General features: G+C 57.2%; 20 protein-coding genes and 2 rRNA genes. 16 read left to right on the plus strand and 6 right to left on the minus strand.

The window, feature by feature from the left end; all coding sequences use genetic code 11:
- The 6 genes from OUO13_RS03125 to OUO13_RS03150 form a co-directional block, all read left to right on the plus strand.
- A 23S ribosomal RNA gene (locus OUO13_RS03125) occupies positions 1-114 on the plus strand; the annotation flags it as partial.
- A gap of 152 nt (positions 115-266) precedes the next feature.
- A 5S ribosomal RNA gene (gene rrf / locus OUO13_RS03130) occupies positions 267-382 on the plus strand.
- A gap of 225 nt (positions 383-607) precedes the next feature.
- A complete protein-coding gene (locus tag OUO13_RS03135; RefSeq protein ID WP_283172387.1) occupies positions 608-2,158 on the plus strand; it encodes a 2-isopropylmalate synthase in 1,551 nt (516 codons plus the stop codon).
- A 6-nt stretch (positions 2,159-2,164) separates the two neighbouring features.
- Positions 2,165-2,983: a hypothetical protein gene (locus OUO13_RS03140; RefSeq protein WP_283172388.1), complete on the plus strand. Its 819-nt coding sequence runs from the start codon at positions 2,165-2,167 to the stop codon at positions 2,981-2,983.
- 27 nt (positions 2,984-3,010) lie between these two features.
- On the plus strand, positions 3,011-3,460 hold the full coding sequence (gene rimI / locus OUO13_RS03145) for a ribosomal protein S18-alanine N-acetyltransferase (protein WP_283172389.1): 450 nt from the start codon (positions 3,011-3,013) through the stop codon (positions 3,458-3,460).
- On the plus strand, positions 3,457-4,110 hold the full coding sequence (locus OUO13_RS03150; protein WP_283172390.1) for a hypothetical protein: 654 nt from the start codon (positions 3,457-3,459) through the stop codon (positions 4,108-4,110). The genes rimI and OUO13_RS03150 overlap by 4 nt, the downstream gene beginning before the upstream one ends.
- A 33-nt stretch (positions 4,111-4,143) precedes the next feature.
- Here OUO13_RS03150 and OUO13_RS03155 read toward each other — a convergent pair whose 3' ends face one another.
- The 3 genes from OUO13_RS03155 to tpiA form a co-directional block, all read right to left on the minus strand.
- Complete coding sequence (locus OUO13_RS03155; protein ID WP_283172391.1) at positions 4,144-4,680, minus strand: response regulator transcription factor; 537 nt, start codon at positions 4,678-4,680, stop codon at positions 4,144-4,146.
- Entirely contained in the window at positions 4,673-5,926 is a 1,254-nt protein-coding gene (locus OUO13_RS03160; protein ID WP_283172392.1) for an ATP-binding protein, read from the minus strand. The genes OUO13_RS03155 and OUO13_RS03160 overlap by 8 nt, the downstream gene beginning before the upstream one ends.
- Positions 5,927-6,050: 124 nt before the next feature.
- On the minus strand, positions 6,051-6,809 hold the full coding sequence (gene tpiA, locus OUO13_RS03165) for a triose-phosphate isomerase (RefSeq protein ID WP_283172393.1): 759 nt from the start codon (positions 6,807-6,809) through the stop codon (positions 6,051-6,053).
- A 195-nt stretch (positions 6,810-7,004) separates the two neighbouring features.
- Here tpiA and OUO13_RS03170 point away from each other — a divergent pair, with 195 nt between their 5' ends.
- Positions 7,005-7,880, plus strand: coding sequence for a DMT family transporter (locus tag OUO13_RS03170; protein ID WP_283172394.1), 876 nt, complete (start codon positions 7,005-7,007; stop codon positions 7,878-7,880).
- A gap of 53 nt (positions 7,881-7,933) precedes the next feature.
- Here OUO13_RS03170 and trmL read toward each other — a convergent pair whose 3' ends face one another.
- Positions 7,934-8,428 (minus strand): tRNA (uridine(34)/cytosine(34)/5-carboxymethylaminomethyluridine(34)-2'-O)-methyltransferase TrmL, encoded by a 495-nt coding sequence (gene trmL, locus OUO13_RS03175; protein ID WP_283172395.1) that lies wholly within the window; start codon positions 8,426-8,428, stop codon positions 7,934-7,936.
- Positions 8,429-8,540: 112 nt separating this feature from the next.
- On the opposite strand from trmL, the gene OUO13_RS03180 reads away from it, so the two are divergent.
- The 8 genes from OUO13_RS03180 to OUO13_RS03215 all read left to right on the plus strand — a co-directional run bounded on the left by OUO13_RS03180 (position 8,541) and on the right by OUO13_RS03215 (position 16,247).
- Positions 8,541-9,497: a hypothetical protein gene (locus OUO13_RS03180; protein ID WP_283172396.1), complete on the plus strand. Its 957-nt coding sequence runs from the start codon at positions 8,541-8,543 to the stop codon at positions 9,495-9,497.
- Positions 9,494-10,159 carry a hypothetical protein gene (locus tag OUO13_RS03185; RefSeq protein WP_283172397.1) on the plus strand — a complete coding sequence of 222 codons (666 nt, stop codon included), beginning with the start codon at positions 9,494-9,496 and terminating at the stop codon, positions 10,157-10,159. Before OUO13_RS03180 ends, OUO13_RS03185 begins: the two co-directional genes overlap by 4 nt.
- A complete protein-coding gene (locus OUO13_RS03190; RefSeq protein ID WP_283172398.1) occupies positions 10,156-10,977 on the plus strand; it encodes a hypothetical protein in 822 nt (273 codons plus the stop codon). Before OUO13_RS03185 ends, OUO13_RS03190 begins: the two co-directional genes overlap by 4 nt.
- Positions 10,970-11,380: a hypothetical protein gene (locus tag OUO13_RS03195; protein WP_283172399.1), complete on the plus strand. Its 411-nt coding sequence runs from the start codon at positions 10,970-10,972 to the stop codon at positions 11,378-11,380. The genes OUO13_RS03190 and OUO13_RS03195 overlap by 8 nt, the downstream gene beginning before the upstream one ends.
- Positions 11,377-12,960, plus strand: coding sequence for a pilus (MSHA type) biogenesis protein MshL (gene mshL, locus OUO13_RS03200; RefSeq protein ID WP_283172400.1), 1,584 nt, complete (start codon positions 11,377-11,379; stop codon positions 12,958-12,960). Before OUO13_RS03195 ends, mshL begins: the two co-directional genes overlap by 4 nt.
- Before the next feature lie 2 nt (positions 12,961-12,962).
- Positions 12,963-13,211, plus strand: coding sequence for a hypothetical protein (locus OUO13_RS03205; RefSeq protein ID WP_283172401.1), 249 nt, complete (start codon positions 12,963-12,965; stop codon positions 13,209-13,211).
- A gap of 82 nt (positions 13,212-13,293) precedes the next feature.
- Entirely contained in the window at positions 13,294-15,003 is a 1,710-nt protein-coding gene (locus OUO13_RS03210; protein WP_283172402.1) for a GspE/PulE family protein, read from the plus strand.
- Positions 15,003-16,247 carry a type II secretion system F family protein gene (locus tag OUO13_RS03215; RefSeq protein ID WP_283172403.1) on the plus strand — a complete coding sequence of 415 codons (1,245 nt, stop codon included), beginning with the start codon at positions 15,003-15,005 and terminating at the stop codon, positions 16,245-16,247. Before OUO13_RS03210 ends, OUO13_RS03215 begins: the two co-directional genes overlap by 1 nt.
- Before the next feature lie 102 nt (positions 16,248-16,349).
- On the opposite strand, the gene OUO13_RS03220 is transcribed toward OUO13_RS03215, so the two are convergent.
- Positions 16,350-17,648, minus strand: a complete 1,299-nt coding sequence (locus tag OUO13_RS03220; protein ID WP_283172404.1) for an MFS transporter — start codon at positions 17,646-17,648, stop codon at positions 16,350-16,352.
- Between the two features lie 382 nt (positions 17,649-18,030).
- Entirely contained in the window at positions 18,031-19,164 is a 1,134-nt protein-coding gene (gene queG / locus OUO13_RS03225; RefSeq protein WP_283172405.1) for a tRNA epoxyqueuosine(34) reductase QueG, read from the minus strand.
- 110 nt (positions 19,165-19,274) lie between these two features.
- On the opposite strand from queG, the gene OUO13_RS03230 reads away from it, so the two are divergent.
- On the plus strand, positions 19,275-20,807 hold the full coding sequence (locus tag OUO13_RS03230; RefSeq protein ID WP_283172406.1) for an NAD(P)H-hydrate dehydratase: 1,533 nt from the start codon (positions 19,275-19,277) through the stop codon (positions 20,805-20,807).
- Positions 20,808-20,849: the final 42 nt, after the last annotated feature.

Below are 20,849 nucleotides of genomic sequence, written 5' to 3' on the forward strand. Positions count from 1 at the left end.
TACTCCTCGAGAGTTCTGTAGGGCCCTGGAAGACCACCAGGTTGATAGGTCAGGTGTGTAAGCGTTGTGAGGCGTTGAGCTAACTGATACTAATTGCCCGTGAGGCTTGACCATATAACACCCAAGCCGGTAACGGTTACGTAATATCGACCAGTGACGTCGGTTCGCAAAAAAACGAGAATATTCACACTCATGTATCCAACCCTATTCGCTGACAGCGCGCCGCTCTACGGAGCATAAGACGGACGCATCAGCAAAACGGTTTGCTTGACGACAATAGAACTGTGGAACCACCTGAATCCATTCCGAACTCAGAAGTGAAACGCAGTATCGCCGATGGTAGTGTGGGGTCTCCCCATGTGAGAGTAGGTCATCGTCAAGCATTTAATCAAAGCCCCGATAGCCAAGCTATCGGGGCTTTTTCTTTTGGTCTAAAAATTTCTAAATTGATTGTTTAAACAGAATTGAGGCATTGGCAATGCTTCTGTCAATTCCATTGGGCGTCTATCCTGTCAGGGAGCTCTGCCCGTGTTCACATCCCTTTACTGCGGTAACAGGCAGAGCGGCGTATAATCACGCCAGTTTTTGAATCGTAGCGGAGAGTGTTATGAGCCAGTCCAATCGTTTGGTTATTTTTGATACCACCATGCGTGACGGGGAACAGAGCCCCGGCGCTTCCATGACCAAAGATGAAAAGGTGCGGATCGGCAAGGCTCTGGAGAAGATGCGTGTTGACGTGATCGAAGCCGGTTTTGCGGCGGCCAGTCCTGGCGACTTTGCCTCCATTGAAGCCGTGGCCCAGGCCGTGCGCGAAAGTACCGTCTGCAGTCTGGCACGTGCGGTGGATCTGGATATCGAACGTGCGGCAGCGGCTTTGCAGAAAGCCGAGCGTGCGCGTATCCACACCTTTATCGCCACCTCTCCGATTCACATGAAATACAAGCTGCGTATGGAGCCGGATGCGGTGCTGGCGCAGGCGGTGTATGCGGTCAAGAAAGCGCGCAGCTTTGTGGAAGACGTGGAGTTTTCCTGTGAAGACGCCGGTCGTTCCGAGAACGATTTCCTGTGCCGGATTATTGAAGCGGCGATTGATGCCGGTGCCCGTACCATCAACATTCCGGATACCGTTGGTTATGCGATTCCGGAAGAGTTCGGTTACAAGATCAAAACCCTGCTGACCCGTATTCCGAACTCCGACAAGGCCATTTTCTCGGTGCACTGCCATAACGACCTTGGTCTGGCGGTAGCCAACTCACTGGCGGCGGTTGCCAACGGTGCCCGTCAGGTGGAATGCACCATCAACGGTCTGGGTGAGCGTGCCGGTAACGCCGCACTGGAAGAGATTGTGATGGCGACCCGTACCCGTCACGACCTGTTCAACATCAGCACCAACATTGATACCACCCAGATTGTGCCGACTTCCCGTCTGGTATCGTCGATTACCGGTTTCCCGGTGCAGCCGAACAAGGCCATTGTGGGCGCCAACGCCTTTGCGCACGAGTCCGGTATTCACCAGGATGGCGTGCTCAAGCATCGTGAAACCTACGAAATCATGAAGGCCGAAGACGTGGGCTGGGGCGCCAACAAGATGGTGATGGGCAAACACTCCGGTCGTGCGGCATTCCGTGCCCGTCTGGAAGAGCTGGGTGTGACCTTTGAAACCGACGCAGCCCTGAACGAAGCCTTTACCCGCTTCAAGGAACTGGCAGACAAGAAACACGAAATCTTCGATGAAGACCTGCAAGCTCTGGTCAGCGAAGCCGTGGCCGATGCCGCACCGGATGTGTACAAGCTGGTGGCGCTGGAAAGCCGTTCTGCAACGGGTGAAACCCCGGTGGCCGAACTGGTGCTGAGCAAGGATGGTCAGGAGCACAAGGTATCGTCCGAAGGCAGTGGCCCGGTGGATGCGGCTCTGAAAGCCATCGAACAGGTTGCCAATTCTGGTGCCAACCTGCTGTTGTACTCGGTAAACAGCATAACCCAGGGCACTGACTCCCAGGGCGAAGTAACCGTACGACTGGAGAAAGCCGGTCGTATCGTGAACGGTAACGGTGCTGACACCGACATCATCGTGGCATCAGCCAAGGCGTATATCCACGCTCTGAACCTGCTGCAATCCGGTGTATCCCGTCAGCATCCGCAGAACGATGGCGTATAAGCACTGATGCTGGAAGTTGTTCGCCGCCAGTACCTGCAAGCCATGGGAATTTCCCTGTGGCTGCCGCGGGAAGAACTGGCGAACTCCGCCCCCAGTCGCTTGTTGCCGCTGGTGGGCAGTAGTCATACCGGACCCGATGAAGGGCGTCTGGCGGTTGCGGCTGCGGTTGCTCGTCATCAGGCTTCCGGCTTGTTACAGGATGCGGCTCCGACTGCAGCCGCTCCTGTACAACGTCCTGCCCTGCGGGAGGTGGCGCGAGAACCTCAGGCTGCTGCGACACTGGTGCAGGATGTTAACCAGCGGTTAACCTCTGCGCCCTCGACAGCCCCCGCAACGGTTCCTGTACCGGCTGCCGTTGTCGAGACGGCCAAGGCACCGGAAGTTCCTGAAGATGCCGACACCAGTACCGATCTCACTCCGCCGCGTTTCCTGCTGCTGTTTGTGCGGGTAGGGGGCGCTGGTGTGTGGGTCTGTGATGATCCGATGGCCGTGCGAGATATGCAGCAACTGGCTGCGCGTGTGGCAGCGGTGATGGGAATGGCCCAGGTACAGACCGAGGTCAGTGAATTCCGCTGGCCTTTTATTGAAAATGCCCGTGAAGACCAGAGCGCCAGCGTTGCCTGTCAGGCCTTGAAAGCCCAGTGGCAACATCTGGCGAGTCAGGGTGTGAAATACGCCATTGCCATGGGGCAACAGGCGGCGCACTGGTTACCACGTGGTGGAGCGGAAGGTTTGTGGTTGCCAGCATCGGTCGCGGACATTCTGCGCTCGGCTCGTCACAAACGGGATTTATGGCAATACCTGCTGCAACGTTCACAGCTGTAAGCCAGTTTTTATCAGAACGGATTATCTATGACTGCAATTATTCGGGCAGCACTTGCTGACGATCTGCATACCTTGCTGGCCATCGAAAATGCCAGCCAGAGTCACCCATGGAGCGGGCCGGTTATGGCTCGTTATCTCAAGCACCCGGACAATATCTGGATTCTCGAAAAAGCCGGCAAGGCGGTTGGTTTTGCCGTGGTTACCCAGGTGGTTGGCGAAGCCGAGCTACTGGATATCGTTGTGCATCCTGACTGTCAGGGCCTGGGGCTTGGCCACCAGTTGCTGGAATTTGTGCTGGAACTGGTGCGCAAAGGCGGTTGTGAGCGCATTTTTCTGGAAGTGCGGCGCAGCAATCTGGGCGCAATTCATCTGTATGAAAAAATGGGTTTCTGCCAGGTCGGTATGCGTCGTGACTATTATCCGACGGCTCGCGGACGTGAAGATGCCTTGCTGTATTGCCAGGAGTTGCTTGATTGAATTTCAGTCCGTCGGACCCGGTGCTGTTGTGTCTGAACCTGGTGGCGCTGGCCACTTTGGGAATGGTGGCTCGCCAGTATAACTGGGCGGCCTTGCGAGAGTGCCGCCCGGCTCAGCATCTGTTTTTTGGCAGTGTGTTGGTGATTACCCTGTTCTGGCATATGCAGGCCGGTATTCTGGCCGGGCTTGGTTTTCATATTCTGGCACTGACGGCGGCAACCCTGATGATGGGCTGGCGTCTGGCTATTCTGGCCGGCGCCATGGCGCAGGTGCTGATGGTATTAACCGGTAATCTGCTGGTGACCCAGCTGGGGTTTGCGATTGTTCTGAAAGTGGTGGCCCCTGTACTGTTTTCCTACCTGTTTTTTCTGGTGGTCTACAAACGTATGGTGCGTAATCCGTTTGTGTACATTCTGGTGGCAGGATTTCTGAATGCCGGTTTTACCCATGCTTTCAGTGATGTGTTGTTAAGCCTGGTGTACTGGCTGGCCGGTGTTCATGACGCAGCCCATATCTGGAATGACTACCTGCGTTACTTGCCGTTGATGATGTTTCCGGAAGGGGTGGTAAACGGCATGTTTATCTCGGGTATGGTGGTCTTCCATACCCGCTGGTTAAGTACCTTCGACGAAGATTCCTATTTCCGTTAATCCGGCGGTTCGGTCGCCTGACGCTATTCCCACTCAGCGTGGCGCGTATTTCTGCAGTTTGCGCTGCAAAGTACGGCGATGCATGTTCAGAGCGCGTGCGGTTGCCGATACATTGCCCTGATGTTCGTTTAATACCCGGTTGATGTGTTCCCATTCCAGACGGTCTACCGACATCACCGCGGCTTCTTCCACCACGTCATTGCCAGTCTGGGTGCCGCTTTCATCGTTAAAGGCACTCAGTAAATCGGCGAGGGTGGCCGGTTTGTGCAGATAGTTGAAGGCCCCCAGCTTGATTGCTTCGACCGCCGTCGGGATGCTGGCATAACCCGTCAGCATCACAATCCGCAGGTTCGGCAATAACCCCAGTAATGGGGTAATCAGCTGCAAGCCGGATTCCTGTTCCATGCGTAGATCCAGCGTTGCCCAGTCGGGCTGGAGGCTGCGTGCCTGCTGCAAGGCTTCGGCATGGTCAAACGCCAGCGCACAGGGATGACCACGACGTTCCAGACTGCGTTGCAGCACCTGGGCAAAGTGCTGGTCATCATCAATGATCAGGATTTTTTCAGCCATGGGATGAAGCTCCTTCGGGCGTAAGCGGGCGATGGTTCAGCGGCAGGCGCAGACAGCAGAGGCTGCCGCCGTCGCTGGCATGACGTAGCTGGATGGCTCCACCAAACTGTTCAACACTGGCATTACTCAGATAATGGCCAATGCCCATGCCGTGCTGTTTGCTGCTGTGATAGGGGATGTAGTCGGCCAGAGTGCTGGCGGCTTCCGGGTCTGGCTGGTGGATGTCGAGACACCAGAAACCGTTGTCGCAACGGCTATGCAAACGAATGGTTTGCTGACCTGCTTCAGCGGCGTTGTCGAGCAGGTTCAGCAAGGCCTGATCCAGTAACGGCGACGAGGCAATCCGGGCCTGCTCGTCATCGTTTTCAGATATTTCCCACATGGCTTTGGGGTGGCTGAGCTGCCAGCGTTGCAACTGGTTTTGTAACCACTGACGGGCGTTCACTACCCGCAACTGGCGTGCTTCGCGGCCCTGACGAGCCAGCTTCTGCAAGGACTCCTGACAGCGACTGACCTGTTGTTGCAGCAGCTGGATATCACCTTGCAGTTCAGCCGGTACATCGGCTTCGAGATCTTCCAGCAGCATACTCATGGTCATCAGTGGTGTACCCATTTCGTGGGCAGTGCCTGCCGCCAGAGTACCAATACCAATCAGCTGTTCGTTCTTGAGCTGCTGTTCGCGCAGGTGCTGGATTTCCTGCTGCTGACGTTGGCGGCCACGTACCAGCAGCGGAATCAGAGTGGTGAGAATCAGGGCACTGAGCACAAAGGTCAGCCACATACCGGACAGGTGCCAGTCGACCAGAGGCACACCGCCAAGACCACCATTGAAGTTACGCATCAGCAGTGGCTGATACCAGACGCCGAGCAGACTGTAGTCACCAATGGCGAGCAGGGTTAACCACAGGGTGTATTGCCACGACAGGCCATAGGCGGCGATGACCAGCAGCACCAGATAATAGGAAATCATCGGGTTGGTGACGCCACCCGAGAAAAACAGCAGGCCGGTGAGCACCTGGCATTCGATGAGGATATGCAGAAACAGCTGCCATTCCTTGATGGTGCGGCGATACCCTTGCCAGTTGCTGTACAGCAGAATCGGCAGATAGAGGCCGAGCAGAATCCAGGCCGGGTCCAGGTTGGCCACCTGTTGTGATTGCAGGTATCCGAGCAGCAGCAGCCAGACGGAAGCCACCGACAGTTGCAGCAGGGCCAGACGTTGCAGAACCGGATTCAGATCGATCATGGAGGAGGGGCCAGAAAAGGGCCCTCAGTATAAAACAGCGCTGCCGCAACTGCAGCGCAGAGGGACTGCGACGGCGTGTCGCAGTCAGACGGAGAAAGGCGTATCCGGGCGGGCAGCCTGTGGATCAGGCCTGACCGGCGGCATGGCAAATGGCGACAAAATCTTCGGCTTTTAATGAAGCACCGCCAACCAGTGCGCCATGAATATCGGCCTGGCCAAACAGCTCGGCGGCGTTATCGGCCTTGACGCTGCCACCGTACAGCAGGCGGCTGTGATCATCACTCCAGGCGTCGGCCTGCTGCAGGCTTGTGCGGATAAACGCATGAATATCCTGAGCCTGTTGCGGGCTGGCGGTTTTACCGGTACCAATTGCCCAGACCGGTTCATAGGCAATCACCACCCGTTTCATGGCTGAGCTGCCAATGCGGGCCAGTACAGGCTGCAGCTGGCTGCTGATGACCGCTTCTGCTTTGCCAGCTTCGCGTTCTTCCAGCGTTTCACCCACACACAGGACCGGGGTGAGCACACATTCCAGAGCGGTTTCGACCTTGGCGGCGACCAGTTCCGATGATTCGCCATACAGGCTGCGGCGTTCGGAGTGGCCAACCAGCACAAAACGGGTGCCAAAGTCTGCCAGCATCGGGCCTGCTACTTCACCGGTGTAAGCCCCCGCCGAATGTTCGCAGAGGTTCTGGGCTCCGAGTTTTACCGCTGTGTCACGCAGACGCTTGGCAACCGGAGCCAGGTATGTAAACGGCGGGCATACGGCAACCTCGAGGGTGGGTAATACTGGCAGCTGCGCCAGAATGTCCTCAACCAGCTGTTCGCTGCGGCTGAGATTGCCGTTCATTTTCCAGTTACCAATGACCAGATACTTTGCCATGAGGGCCTCGCAATCCGTTTCAGCAGATGAACCGGATATTCTGTTGTGGGATTTTATGGAAATTATATTCCATGATGTTCCAAAATGGAAAATACATTCTGTTTTGTGAGAAAACGGATGGCGCATTTTGTTCAGCCAGAGGGCGTGCCAGAATGGCGCACTCCGTTGATCTACCAACCTTTATCTGGACTCTTCATGGTTACGAATACCGAGGCCCGTGCCGATCTGGCGCTGGTGGTGGTTACCTTGCTGGCGGCGGCTGGCTGGATTTTTTCCAAGGAAGCCTTGCAGGCGTTTTCCCCACTGACCTTTGTGGCCATGCGGTTTGTATCGGCGGGGGTGTTGCTGGGTTTATTCGCTGGGCCATCATTACGGGCCATGACACTTGAGCAGTGGAAACGTGCGCTGATTCTGGGCCTGTGTTTTGGCTCGGCCATGGTGTTCTGGATTCTCGGCTTGCAACACGCCAGCCATATTGGGGTGGGGGCATTCCTCACCAGTCTGGGGGTGGTGCTGGTACCGGTGGTGGCGATGTTCTTTGGTGATCATTTGCCGCCCAGCAGCCGTTTTTCGATTCCTCTGGCGGCGGCTGGTCTGGCGCTGTTGTCACTGGATGGCGAGTTCAAACTTGGCTGGGGTGAAAGCGCGTTTGTGGCGGCAGCGGTGCTGTTTGCCCTGACCTTTGTGATGAACAGTCGCGCGGCGGCGCGTTTGCCGGTATTACCGCTGACGTCGATCCAGCTGGTGATGGTTGGTCTGGTGTCTTTGCCACTAGCATGGATTTTTGAGGATCACGACCTGCATCCCGATCTCGCCGCCTGGGGCTGGTTATTAGCCAGTATCCTGATTGCCACCAGTTTGCGTTTTCTGCTGCAAACCTGGGCCCAAGGCAAAACACCGGCCAGCAGTGCTGCGGTGATTATGGTGCTGGAACCGGTCTGGACCGCCATTCTGGCGATCCTCTGGTTTGATGAAGCGATGACCCTGGTGCAGATTCTGGGCTGCGGCCTGATCTTTTCGGCCTTGCTGGCCAGCCGCTGGAATGCCTTGCGCAGTATGTTGATGGGCTGACCAGCCCACTGTGTTTCTCTGTTCTGTTTCTCTGTTCTGTAAATGCTGCCCCGTTAATGACTGGGCAGCTGTCCTGATCCTTTCCGCAAGGCGCCGGCAAATTCGAGCTGACGCCATGCTTCAAACACCACAATTGCCACCGTATTGGACAGATTCAGGCTGCGGCTTTGCGGCAGCATGGGCAAACGTAACCAGTGCTCGTGAGGCATGGAATCCAGTACGGCCGTTGGCAGACCACGTGTCTCCGGACCGAAGATAAAATAATCCCCCTCCTGATACTGGCTGTCGGCAAAGGTGTGCTGGCCACGTGTGGTCAGGGCAAACAGCCGCTGCGGCTGTGCCGTTTCCAGAAAATTCGCAAAGTCCGGATAACGGCGGATATTGGCGAACTCGTGGTAATCCAGTCCGGCCCGGCGCAGGCCTTTTTCTTCCATGCTGAATCCCAGCGGTTCAATCAGATGTAACTGGCAGCCGGTGTTGGCACACAGGCGGATGATATTGCCGGTATTGGGCGGAATTTCCGGCTCGAACAGAACGATATGAAACATGGAAAACGTCTTTGAACACTGAGCGATCAGTATAAAAGCGCAAAGCCGACCGAACCAGCAAGACGGAAAATCCTGTCTACACTGACAGTAAATCCCCGAATTGAGGTGCTCCATGGGTTGGCCCTGGCGCAAAAACACATCCCGCAATGAAGTGCAGCTTGGCATCTGGTGCCAGGCTGGCCAGTTTGCGGCCGTTGGTTGTCAGAACGGCGAACCGGTGCTGTTTTTCCCGGCGACGGATGGGGATGACGCTTCGGAAGCTGCTCTGGCGGGCTGGATTCAGCAGAACCAGCTCGAACGCAGTCGCACCGTGCTGTTGATGCCTAATAACGGCTACCAGTTACACCTGATGCAGGCGCCCGATGTGGAAGATCATGAACTGGCGGGAGCCCTGCGCTTTGGTCTGGGTGATCTGGTGAACCAGCCACTGGAACAGCTGGTGGTGGAAGCATTTCGTTTGCCCGACGACGCCTATCGTGGCCGCAATCGCATCGCCCAGGCAGTGGTGTGTGAGCGCAGTTTTATCAAGGATCAGGTCGACTGGTGCAAACGCATGAACCTGAGCCTGCAGCAAATCCTGATTGGCGAGCTGGCCTTGCTGAACCTGCTGGCTTTGCTGGAGCCTGAGGGCAGTGTTGGCATTCTGGTGCTGAATGAACACGACGGTCGTCTCACCCTGTATCGCGAAGGGGCTTTGTATCTGAGCCGTCAGCTGCATCTTGGCCAACAGGAATTGCAGCAAAGCCTGCAAGCGGATGCCAATCCTGACGGCGGTTTGCAACTGGTGCGGGAAGGGGACGGCCCGCTCGATTACCTGCAGCTCGAAGTGCAGCGTTCCATGGACTATTTCGACAGCCAGATGGGCATGGGGCTGATCAATCAGTTATGGCTGATGCCAACCCGTGGCGTTGATGCTGATCTGTTACTGGAACGCCTTGAACAGGCATTTCGTACTCCCTGGCGGCTGTTGTCGGTCCCCGGTGTGCGCCGTTGTGAGCGTCAATTACTGGCATTGGCGGGGGCTCTGCAGTTGCCTCATGTCGATGAAGGCGGGGCAAGCTGGTTATGAGTTGGCAACCCCGTCAGTACGTAAACCTGTTTGTGGAAGAATTTCGACCAGCACGCTGGCCGGCACCTGTGTGTCAGCTGTTTCGTCAGCTGCTGGGGTTGGCGGCGGCTTTGCTGATGCTGTCACTGGTCATGGCGGCGCTCGATGTGTGGATGGTATTGCAGTTCAAGCAAGCCGAAAAACGTCAGCAACAAGCCATGGAAGCACTGTTATCCCAGGAGCAGCGCCTGTTACCGGTGGCGCTGGATACGGATTTGCAAGCCAGTGTTGCCCGGCTGCAGCTGGAATTACAACGCGAGCGCCTGCGTCTCGATTACCTGCGTAATCCGCCCCTGCGGTATGCCGACAGTTTCAGCCCATTGATGAATGATCTTAGCCAGCATGCCAATACCTCCCTGTGGTTGACCGATGTGCTACTGCTGGATGGTGGTGATGCACTGGTGCTGGCCGGACGAGTACCTGAACCCGCTGTGGTTTCCACATATCTGCAAGGGTTGGGCGAGCTGCCGACGTTCAGTGGCCGTACTTTTCGGCAGATTCGTATCGAACGCGACAAGACCCAGCCCTGGCTCAATTTCGAACTGGACACCCGCCCTCCGGAAGAAAGTGCTGCCGACAAACGAGAGTTGACCAGCCCGGCATCGGTACGGAGCAAGCCATGAGACGAGTGATTGAACATCCACGCGTGCGTCAGGTGGTTGGCCAGTATCAGCAGCTGACCCGCCGTGAGCAGCTGATCATCAACATTACCATCGAGTTTCTGCTGGTGATGCTGGTGGTTTTGCTGGTGCTGGAGCCGCTCTGGAAAGACATTGTAGTCAACCGTCAGCGTACGCAGTCACTCAACGATGGTTCGCTGACCATGGAAACCCAGACGCTGGCGCTGCAGCGTAATCCGGTGAACGACCCTAATCCGCCATTACGCAGCCAGCAAGAGCAGCTGCAGCAGCAGCTCGGCATGGTACAGGAGCGTAATCATCAACAGATGGCGGCGCTGGTGAGTCCACAGCAATTGGCGCGTGTGCTGGAACAGGTGTTGGCCGAAACGCCGTCCTTACAGCTGATCAGTCTTGAAAACCTGCCGCCGGAGCCACTTCTGACCGCAGCAGTGGGCTCGGCAGCGGATACCACTGCCGCAGCCAGTGCCGCCAAGGCATCAGCCAGTAAAACCGACCCGGTGGCTGCTACTGCGGTGGCCGTAGCCAGTCAGGCCTCCGCTGCCGGTAGTCATAGTGGTGCAATTGCTGATTCGGGTGTGGCTGGCTCGGCTGACAGCGGCACGATTCTCTGGCGCCATGGTTTACGCCTGCATCTGAAAGCCACCTGGCCTGCGGTGCTGGATTATCTGCAGCGTATGCAGCAACTGCCCGGCACCTTGCACTGGCAAGGGCTTGAGTATCACCAGAAAGACTACCCCTGGGGCGAACTGACCCTGGAGGTATTCACCATCAGCGTCAGCCGGGAGGTGGTGGGTGCCTGATGTCATGACCAACAAACGCCTGTGCCTGCTGGCCCTGCTGTGCTGGGGCTGCCACAGCTGGGCAGCTGATCCGACCGCACCACCGGCCTGGGCGCGTCCTGCCGCTCCGGTGGTTTCGGCTCCCGCAGCTGGCGCCCGGGTGGAAGTCAGCTTGCCAAAGTTGCAGCAGATTGTGATGGGTGAACAGTCGCGGGCGGTGATTAACGGCCGACTGCTGGCGGTGGGTGATGAGGTGGATGGCTATCGGCTGATCAGCATCGGACCGGACTCGGTTCGTCTGCAATCCCGGCAAGGTGTGCGCGAATTGTCTTTAATCAAGGAAACCCTGCGGGAATCTGCGGCGCCAGTAACGGCGGCCGAGACAGCTCCGAAGGCCCCGGATAACAAGAGGACGAACCGGTGAAACCGTTGAGTGTTGTGGTCATGCTGGCCATTCTGACGCTGCTGCAAGCAGGGTGCGCCTCCATGATGAAGGAGGAAGCGAAACCATCGGTGGCGAGCCCGATTGTGCCGCCAGCCAAGCGCGCTCCGGCAATGGAAGCGGCGGTGCCACAAAAACCGGCGGAAATTACCTCCAACGCGGTGAATCGCCGTTTTGATGTGGTGGCCGAACAGACTCCGGCCGTACCGTTTTTTAATGGTCTGGCCGCCGGCAGTGGTGTGAACCTGGTGGTGCACCCTCAGGTGGAAGGCAATATTTCCTTGCTGCTGCGCCAGGTAACACTGGATGAAGCGCTGGCGGCGGTGCGTGACCTGTATGGTTTTGATTATGTCTGGACCCGTTACGGCGTGCAGATTCTGCCGCTGCAATCCCAGACCCGTATTTATCCGGTCAACTACCTGAATGTAAACCGCAGTGGTCGTTCGGGTATGCAGGTCAGCAGTGGACAGGTGTCCAATGCGGTTGGCTCAAGTAGTAGCGGAACTGCGTCTGCGGAAAGTCATCAAACCGTTAATTCGAGCGAAGTTGAAACCCAGTCCGACGCGGATTTCTGGCAGCAATTGAAAGTGACCCTGGAAATGCTGCTGGCCAGTGAAGAGGGGGCCAGAGTCGTGGTGGATGCACAGGCAGGTATGGTGATCGTCAAGGCGACCCCGCCCATGCAGGCTGCGGTGTCGGAATACCTGCGTCGCGCTGAAATCAGCATCCAGCAACAGGTACTGATTGAAACCAAGATCCTCGAAGTGACCCTCAACGAAGGTTTCCAGTCCGGTATTGACTGGAGCACGATCGCCGCCGCCAGCAACAAGAATTCCGTGTACGCCAGTCAGGGGTCCGTAGCACTGGAAAACACCGATCGTATTGGCGGTGTGCTCAGCCTCAATTTTGATATTGGCGATTTCACTGGCGCCATGTCGCTGCTGCAGACCCAAGGCGACGTCAAGGTATTGTCCAGCCCGCGAATCGCCACGGTGAATAACCAGAAAGCCGTGATCAAGGTGGGATCGGACGAGTTTTTTGTTACCGATGTCAGCACCACCACATCCACATCCACTACCAGTAGCACCCAGACGCCGGATATCGAGCTGACGCCATTTTTCTCTGGCATTGCCCTGGATGTGACGCCGCAGATTGGCAGCAATCAGGAAGTGATCCTGCACGTGCATCCAACCGTTACCGAGGTTGAGGAGCGGGTAAAAACCCTGTCCCTCAGTGATGCCGATTACAGCCTGCCATTGGCGTACAGCACCGTACGGGAAACCGACTCCATTATTCGTGCCCGCTCCGGGCAGGTGGTGGTGATTGGTGGCCTGATGCAAAACCGCAAGGTCGAAACCGAAGCCAGTGTTCCGATCCTCGGTGATATTCCCCTGCTGGGCTGGTTTTTCCGGCAACAGCGGGTCAGCAGTGTTCAAAGCGAGCTGGTCATCCTGATCCAGCCTCGCATCATCGACAGTGCCGCAAGTGACGAAACCCTGGCCAATATCAATCAGCGGTTCGCCCCTCTGCGCTCTGTTATCAGTAACCCCGGAGGGCAGTAGCCATGAAACATCACCATGCTCACGAAATGCATGACGCTCCGGAAAGGGAACTTCCGCTCAAAGATGCCGCCATCGTACTGATTGGCACCGTGTTATCGATTCTGGTTCTGGCCCTGATCACCAACTGGTTGTTGGAACAGGCTCACGAAAATGCCCACAGGGCGGTTTCGGATAACCGTGGCCCGGAAGTGGTCTGGCAAACATCAGTAATCGCTCAGCGGGCTTTATCTGAGGTGCTGGTCCGCAGTTAATCGGAACGGCAGAAGTAAACAGGCTCTCATCCGGTATAGCCGGAGGTGGAGCCTTGTGTGAAAAATAGAGGAGTCTGCTGTCATGGACATGCCGAAGCGGGTACGCATCGGGGATTTGCTGCTGGAGCGTCGCCTGATCAGCCAGGAACAGTTGAGTCAGGCGCTGGCCGAGCAGAAAAAAACCGGCAAAAAACTCGGGCGTGCTATTACCGATCTGGGCTTTCTGACCGAGGAAACCCTGTTACGGACATTGGCAGACTTCGTTGGTTATCCCTTTATCGAATTGGCACGTTTCCGGGTTGAAACCCGGCTGGTGCAACTGTTGCCGGAAAGCCAGGCGCGTCGTTATCGCGCCGTGGTGTTGGCTGATGAGCCAGCCGGTTTGCGAGTAGGCATGGCTGATCCGACCGATCTGATGCTGCTGGACGAGATCCAGCGGGCGCTGAAGCGGCCGATTTTGCCCGCGTTTGTGCGTGAGCAGGAATTGCTGGCGGTGCTGGATACTCAGTATCGCCGTCAGGAACAGATCGCCAGTATTGCTGGTGAGCTGGAAGGGGAGTTACAAGCCAGCGATTTTGACATCGACCAGATGGCCATGACTTCCGACTCCAGCGAAGCCCCTGCTGTGCGTTTGCTGCAAAACCTGTTTGAAGATGCCGTGCAGGTCAAAGCCTCGGATATTCACATTGAGCCAGAGGAAAACCTGTTGCGTATTCGCCTGCGTATCGACGGTGATCTGCAGGAGCAGATCATGAAAGAGCGCCGGGTGGCATCGGCGCTAGTGTCACGCCTGAAAATCATGTCGGGTCTCGATATTTCCGAAAAACGCCTGCCGCAGGATGGCCGTTTTAATATCCGGGTGATGAACCGCAGCATCGACGTGCGTTTGTCGACCATGCCGGTGCAGTTTGGTGAATCGGTGGTGATGCGTCTGCTTGACCAGAGCACTACTCGTCTGGAGCTGGATTCCCTCGGCATGCCGGAGGCCATCAGTCGGCGTTTTACCCATCTGATCCGCCGCCCACACGGCCTGATTCTGGTTACTGGCCCCACCGGTTCCGGTAAAACCACCACCCTCTACTCGGCGCTTAACCTGCTGAACGAGCCGGGTAAAAAAATCATTACCGCTGAAGATCCGATTGAATATCGCCTGCCGCGTATTAACCAGGTGCAGGTGAATCCCAAGGTCGGGCTGGAGTTTGCAACCGTACTGCGGGCTGCCTTGCGTCAGGACCCGGACATTCTGCTGGTGGGCGAAATGCGCGATCAGACCACGGCGGAAATCGGCCTGCGGGCCGCCATGACCGGCCACCTGGTGTTATCCACATTACACACCAACGATGCCGCTTCCAGCGCCATGCGTCTCTTGGATATGGGTGTTGATACCTATCTGGTGGCATCGGCCTTGCGGGGAGTGGTGGCCCAGCGTCTGATCAAACGTTTATGTCCCAACTGCCAGCATTCCCATCATTTGCTGGAACAGGAGCGTTCGTGGCTAAACGCCATGGAAGCGGGGGCGGGTGATCAGGCCTATGTCTCTGCCAAAGGCTGCCACCAGTGCCACAACACCGGATATCAGGGCCGTATTGGTATCTACGAACTGCTGGAAATGACCAGCCCGTTAATTGCCGCGTTACGCCAGCACAACAGCCATGCGTTTGCCGAAGCGGCGATAGCCCAGAAAAACTTCCGGCCGCTGGCATTGGCGGCCCTCGATTTTGCCCGTCAGGGCTTAACCTCGATTGAAGAAGTGTTCCGTATCGCCGCAACTCTGGATGAATCGGAGGGCTGATGGCCAGTTATTTGTACAGCGGGCGCGATAATCAGGGCAAAGCCGTGAGCGGATCGATTCAGGCTGGCAGTGAGCAGGGCGCGGCGCGCCAGCTGCAGCGTCAGGGCATTCTGGTGGTGAGCCTGAAAATCCAGCAGGAGCAGGGGCGTCAACGTGGCCAGACCAGTGGCAGTGGTTTGCATATGGAGTTTCACTTCGGCCCGCCGATCAGTGCCGATGAACGTTTATTGTTAACCCGTCAGCTGTATGCCCTCACCCGTGCCGGAGTGCCGATTATACGTGCCGTGAATGGTCTGGCGGAAACCGCGACCAATCCGGCTCTGAGCGACATTCTGCAGGATATTGGCGAGTCGCTGATCAGCGGCAGTGACCTCAGTTCGGCGTTTCGCCAGCATCCCAAGGTGTTCTCACCGATTTTTATCAACATGGTGAGTATTGGTGAAACCACGGGGCGCTTGTCGGAAGCACTGGAGCGCCTGATTGCACACCTGGATATGGAGCGGGAAACCCAGAAACGCCTGAAAACTGCGCTGCGTTATCCGGCCATGGTGGTTACGTCGATTGTGGCGGCGTTATCCATTGTGACCCTGTACGTGATTCCCAACTTTGCGCCGGTGTTTGCCAGCATGGGCAGCGAGTTGCCGTTGCCGACTCGGATCCTGATCGCCAGCTCGGAAATCGTCCAGACCTGGGGCGTGTTTATTGCCGTGGGGGTGGTAATGGTGCTGGTGGCCTTGTGGCAGTATCACAAAACTCCGGAAGGCGGTTTGTTGTGGGACCGCTGGAAGTTACGGATTCCCCTGCTGGGAAGTCTCTATGAGCGGATTGCACTCGCCCGTTTCGCTCGTTCACTGGCCATGATGATTGCGTCGGGGGTGCCGATTTTGCGTTGTCTGGCGATTGTGTCGGGCAGTCTGGGCAACCGCTATATCGGGGCAGCGATCCAGAAAATGCAGGCGGGGGTGGAGCGCGGCGAACGTCTGACCTCTACCGCCGCCAATACCGGGCTGTTTACGCCACTGGTGTTGCAGATGATGGCGGTGGGTGAGGAAACCGGTTCTATCGACCGTCTGATGAACGACGTGGCGGATTTTTACGAAGAAGAAATCGACTACGACCTCAAACAGCTGGCCGATGCCATTGAGCCAATCCTGCTGGTGTTTATGGGGGCGCTGGTGCTGGTGTTGGCACTGGGTGTGTTCTTGCCAGTGTGGGAACTGGGACGTGCCGCCAAAGGGGGGTAACCAACTTGGGCGTTGAGCAAACAAAACAGGCAACGACGCAGTTATCCATGCGTCGTTGCCTGTTTTTTCAGAGGTCGTTTTTTAGAGCCTGTTTTATGACGATCAGAGCGCCGGTTTGCCGGAATCGGCGGCGGGTTTCTGTTGATCCTGTGCTGCTCCGTTCGCGGCCGACGGTTCGCCATCCTGCAGCATTTCCAGTACGGTCGGAGTGGTTCTGACCATGGCTGCAAACGGTTGGGTATCGGTCGGTTCTTCTTCCTTCATGGCCTTCGAAAGTGCCACTTTTTTCAGCGTGAACAACGCCAGAATCGCCAATGCCACGCAGTAGAACAACGCCAGTGCATTGGCCGACATCAGCTCCATCATCTGACCGGCAATGGCCGGACCAATCGCCGCGCCAACGCCGTGCAGCAACAGCACCGTGCTGCCACCGGACAAGGCTTCTCCTGGTTCCAGATGGTCAACCAGATGGGCAATGGAAACCGGGTAAATCGCGAAGGTGGCACAGCCCCAGAGACCAATCAGGGTCAGTACCAGCCAGTACACATCCGGCAGCACCCACATGGCAAACGACACCAATGCACCGGCGACGGCAATCCAGAGCAGCACTACACGACGATCGTAACGATCCGAGAAGCGGCCCAGCGGGAACTGGCCTAACGCACCACCGAGAATACCGCAGCTCATAAACATGGCGATGGCGTTGCTATCAAAACCGATCTTCTGCGCATACAGCGGGCCAAGACCCCAGAATGCACCCATTACCACACCGGACAGAAACGCTCCGGCCAGCGCAACCGGCGCCAGTTTGAACAGGCGACGCAGGCTTTGACGTTTGACATCCGCCACCACTGGCTGGGTCAGACGCGTCCAGGTAATCGGCACCAGACTGATACACACCAGCATGGCCGACAGCGCAAACAGGGTGAATGCCATGGGAGAATCAAGACGCAGGAATTGCTGGGTAATGGCCAGTGATGCCAGGTTCACCACCATGTAAACCGCAAAGATACGGCCACGGCTGGTGGGGGTAGCCTGATTATTCAGCCAGCTTTCGATAATGCTGTAGAGAATCACCATCACCGTACCGGTGACTACTCGCAGGGCAATCCAGATCCACGGATCGTTGATCAGCACATGCAGCAGCACCACACAGGAAGCAACCGCGGCACAGAGCGCAAACGCACGGATATGACCAATCCGGCGCAAGAGCGGAATGGCGAGGAAGAAGCCGACAAAATAACCGAAGAAGTAGCCCGAGCTGATCAGACCGATCAGGCTATCGCTGTAACCTTCCATGCTGCCGCGCAGGGCCAGCAGGGTTGTGAGCAAACCATTGCCGAGCAAGAGTAGTGATACACCCATCAGCAGTGAGGCAATGGGTATAATCATGGGAAGCATGCGGTCCTCCGCCAGTATCAATTCAGGGGGTATGATTAGAGGGCGTTCTCAATTATTTGACGCGGCCTGTTATGAGTAAAAAATCCGTCAGGCAAGGCGTTGAACGCAGGGAATGGCGAGTCCTTTACAAGTTCAACAACACAGACTGGTGGATTTTTAACCATAACCCATCGGGCTGAGGCCAGTGGGTCCCAGTCCGGCGTTATTCGTCACTCATTTAACCCGTTAAACCACGCTCCTCATGCCTGGTTCTGAAACCCACTGGCACTCAGCAGGCCCGGTTTAATAATTGAGAACGCCCTCTAACAGGTAAACATAAATGTTCCGGGTTTACCAAGTTTGCCCCGAATGGCTGATCGCTTCCGTAACACTGTTGTCGTTTTCAGATATTGTCTGGGCTACCTGTCTGACGGGCGATAGCCCAGTCGATATGCTCCCGCACCAGTTCTGAGGCACTGTTGCGGCGTTGTTGCAGGGCTTCCAGAATGGCGGCACTGGCCGGTGCATTGCCCAATCCGACCGCTACGTTACGTTGCCAGTTTTCATAACCGGCCCGGCGGATCGGCATACCCTCGGTTTTTTTCATAAACGTGGCTTCGTCCCACAGAAACAGTTCCAGCAGGCTGATGTTGTCGAGGCCGTTACGCGGATAAAAACCGTCTTCCCGGGTCGGGCTGGCGAAGCGATTCCACGGACATACCAGCTGACAGTCGTCACAACCAAAAATACGGTTGCCCATCGGGGCGCGTAGCTCCACCGGAATCGGCCCGACCAGCTCGATGGTCAGGTAGGAAATACAGCGGCGAGCATCGAGAATCCGCGCTCCGACAAAGGCCTGGGTCGGGCAGATATCAATGCAGCGGTTACAACTGCCACAGTGGTCGGCGGCGTCCGGTGTGTCGATGGGTAACGGCAGGTCGGTGAGCAACTCGCCCAGAAAAAACCAGGAACCGGCACTGCGGTTGATCAGCATGCAATTTTTGCCAATCCAGCCCAGACCGGCCGCCTCGGCCGCTGCGCGCTCCAGAATCGGGGCGCTGTCGATCAGGGCTCGAATACCGATCTGACCGGCTTCGGCACGCAAAGCGTCCCCCAGACGGGCAATGCGGTGACGCACCATCTTGTGGTAATCACGTCCCAGGGCGTAGCGGGAAATATAGGCAGCATCGGGATCGTTGAGAGTATCCAGCAGGCTGATTTCCGGTGGCAGATAATCCATCCGCAGACTGATTACGCGGATGGTGCCGGGATGCAGACGTTCCGGATGCCAGCGCAGATCATCGTGCTCGGCCATAAAACTCATTTCACCGTGATACCCCTCGGCCAGCCAGGCCTTGAGATATTCCCCATGGCGCGACAGGTCGGTGCCGGTGACCCCTACTTGCTGAAAGCCGAACTCACGGGCCAGTTCATCCAGACGACGGCGCAGATGCTGCAGCTGTTCAGGGCTGGCATTGACGGTGGCTGGTGGGGTTGGGGGCTGCTGGGCTGGGTGATCGTCGGGTAATGCTGGCATGGCTTCGCGCTTGTGGTCGGTGCTCTGTATAATCGGCCACTTTATCACAGAGCGTGGTGCAGGCGTTGGCCTCACTGCCGACACTCGCCCGTAACCAAAGGACTATCGGAATGACTCAGCCGTTATCAGCGTTCCAGCATTTGCCAGCCAGCCTGTTTACGGCCGCCGCCGTGCGTGAGCTGGATCAGCGCGCCCTGACGGATGAGCAGATTCCGGCTTTTGAACTCATGTCCCGTGCGGGGCAAGCGGCATTTGGATGCTTGCTGCAACGCTGGCCAACGGCGCAGTTTCTGACCGTACTGGCGGGGCCGGGCAATAACGGTGGTGATGCCTATGTGGTGGCAGCATTGGCTGCCATTCATGGTCTTGACGTCAACTTTTACACCCTTGGGGATCATGGCCAGCTGTCCGAGGCCAGTACTCGAGCCCGCGAAATGGCGCTGGCAGCGGGGGTTGAGGTGAAACCCTGGGCCGGTGTACTGGAGCGGGATTCCGATCTGCTGGTGGACGGTTTGCTGGGCACCGGCCTGAACAAGGCTCCGGCGGGAGAGCTGGCCGAGCTGATTGAGCAGATCAACTCTCATCCGGCACCGGTGCTGGCGCTGGATATTCCGACGGGCCTGCATGCCGATACCGGCTGTGCGCTGGAGCCCGCAGTGCGTGCTGATCTGACGGTCACCTTTGTGGCGATGAAACAGGGGCTGCTGACGGCCGATGGCCCCGATTATTGTGGTGATATTGCATACGCTTGTCTGGATATCCGCCCGGCGGTGCTGAAAAGCATGGCTGCTGACGTTGAACGCATCGGTTATCAAGTGCTGGCAGAGCGCCATGAGGGGCTGGCTGCTCGGCGGGGTAACGTCCACAAGGGGCGTTATGGCCATGTGCTGGTGGTTGGTGGTGACGAAGGCATGGGGGGTGCCGCCGCCATGGCTTGTGAAGCCGCTGCTCGCAGTGGTTCTGGTCTGGTCAGCTGTGCTACTCGTGGTAGTCATGCCCAGGCCATTCTGATGCGGCGTCCTGAGGTGATGGTCAAACCTGTGGTGTCGGGACTGGAGCTGTTGCCTTTGCTGGAGCGGGCATCCGTTCTGGCGGTTGGACCGGGACTGGGGCAGGGCAGCTGGGGCGAATTGCTGTTACAACAGGTGCTGCAATCCGATCTGCCGGTCGTTCTGGATGCCGATGCGCTGAATCTGCTGGCGTCCCCTGGCTGGCGTCAGGCTTTTGGTGAACGTCAGGTCATTATGACTCCGCATCCTGGCGAAGCGGCGCGATTGCTGGACGTGGATATCAGGACTGTTCAGAATGACCGGTTTGCAGCCGCGCGTGACCTCGCCAGCCGATATTCTGCGGTGGTGGTGTTAAAAGGTTGTGGTTCACTGATTGCCCATCCGGATGGTCGGGTAGCCCTGTGTTCCGACGGCAACGCCGGAATGGCCAGCGGTGGTATGGGCGATGTCCTCACCGGTGTGCTGGCGGCCCTGCTGGCGCAGGGGATGGATGCCTGGCAGGCCGCTCGTTGGGGCGTATGTCTGCACAGTGCCGCCGCTGACCGTGCGGCTCATGAAAACGGTCTGTGTGGCCTGCTGGCTACGGATCTGATGCCCTGGTTGCGTCGCTTGAATAATTACATCACACACTGATCGTTCAGTGTGTAAACCCCATGCACCCCTGTGGTGCCGACA

The organism is Parathalassolituus penaei (assembly GCF_026626885.1).
Classification (GTDB): Bacteria; Pseudomonadota; Gammaproteobacteria; order Pseudomonadales; family Oceanobacteraceae; genus Oceanobacter; species Oceanobacter penaei.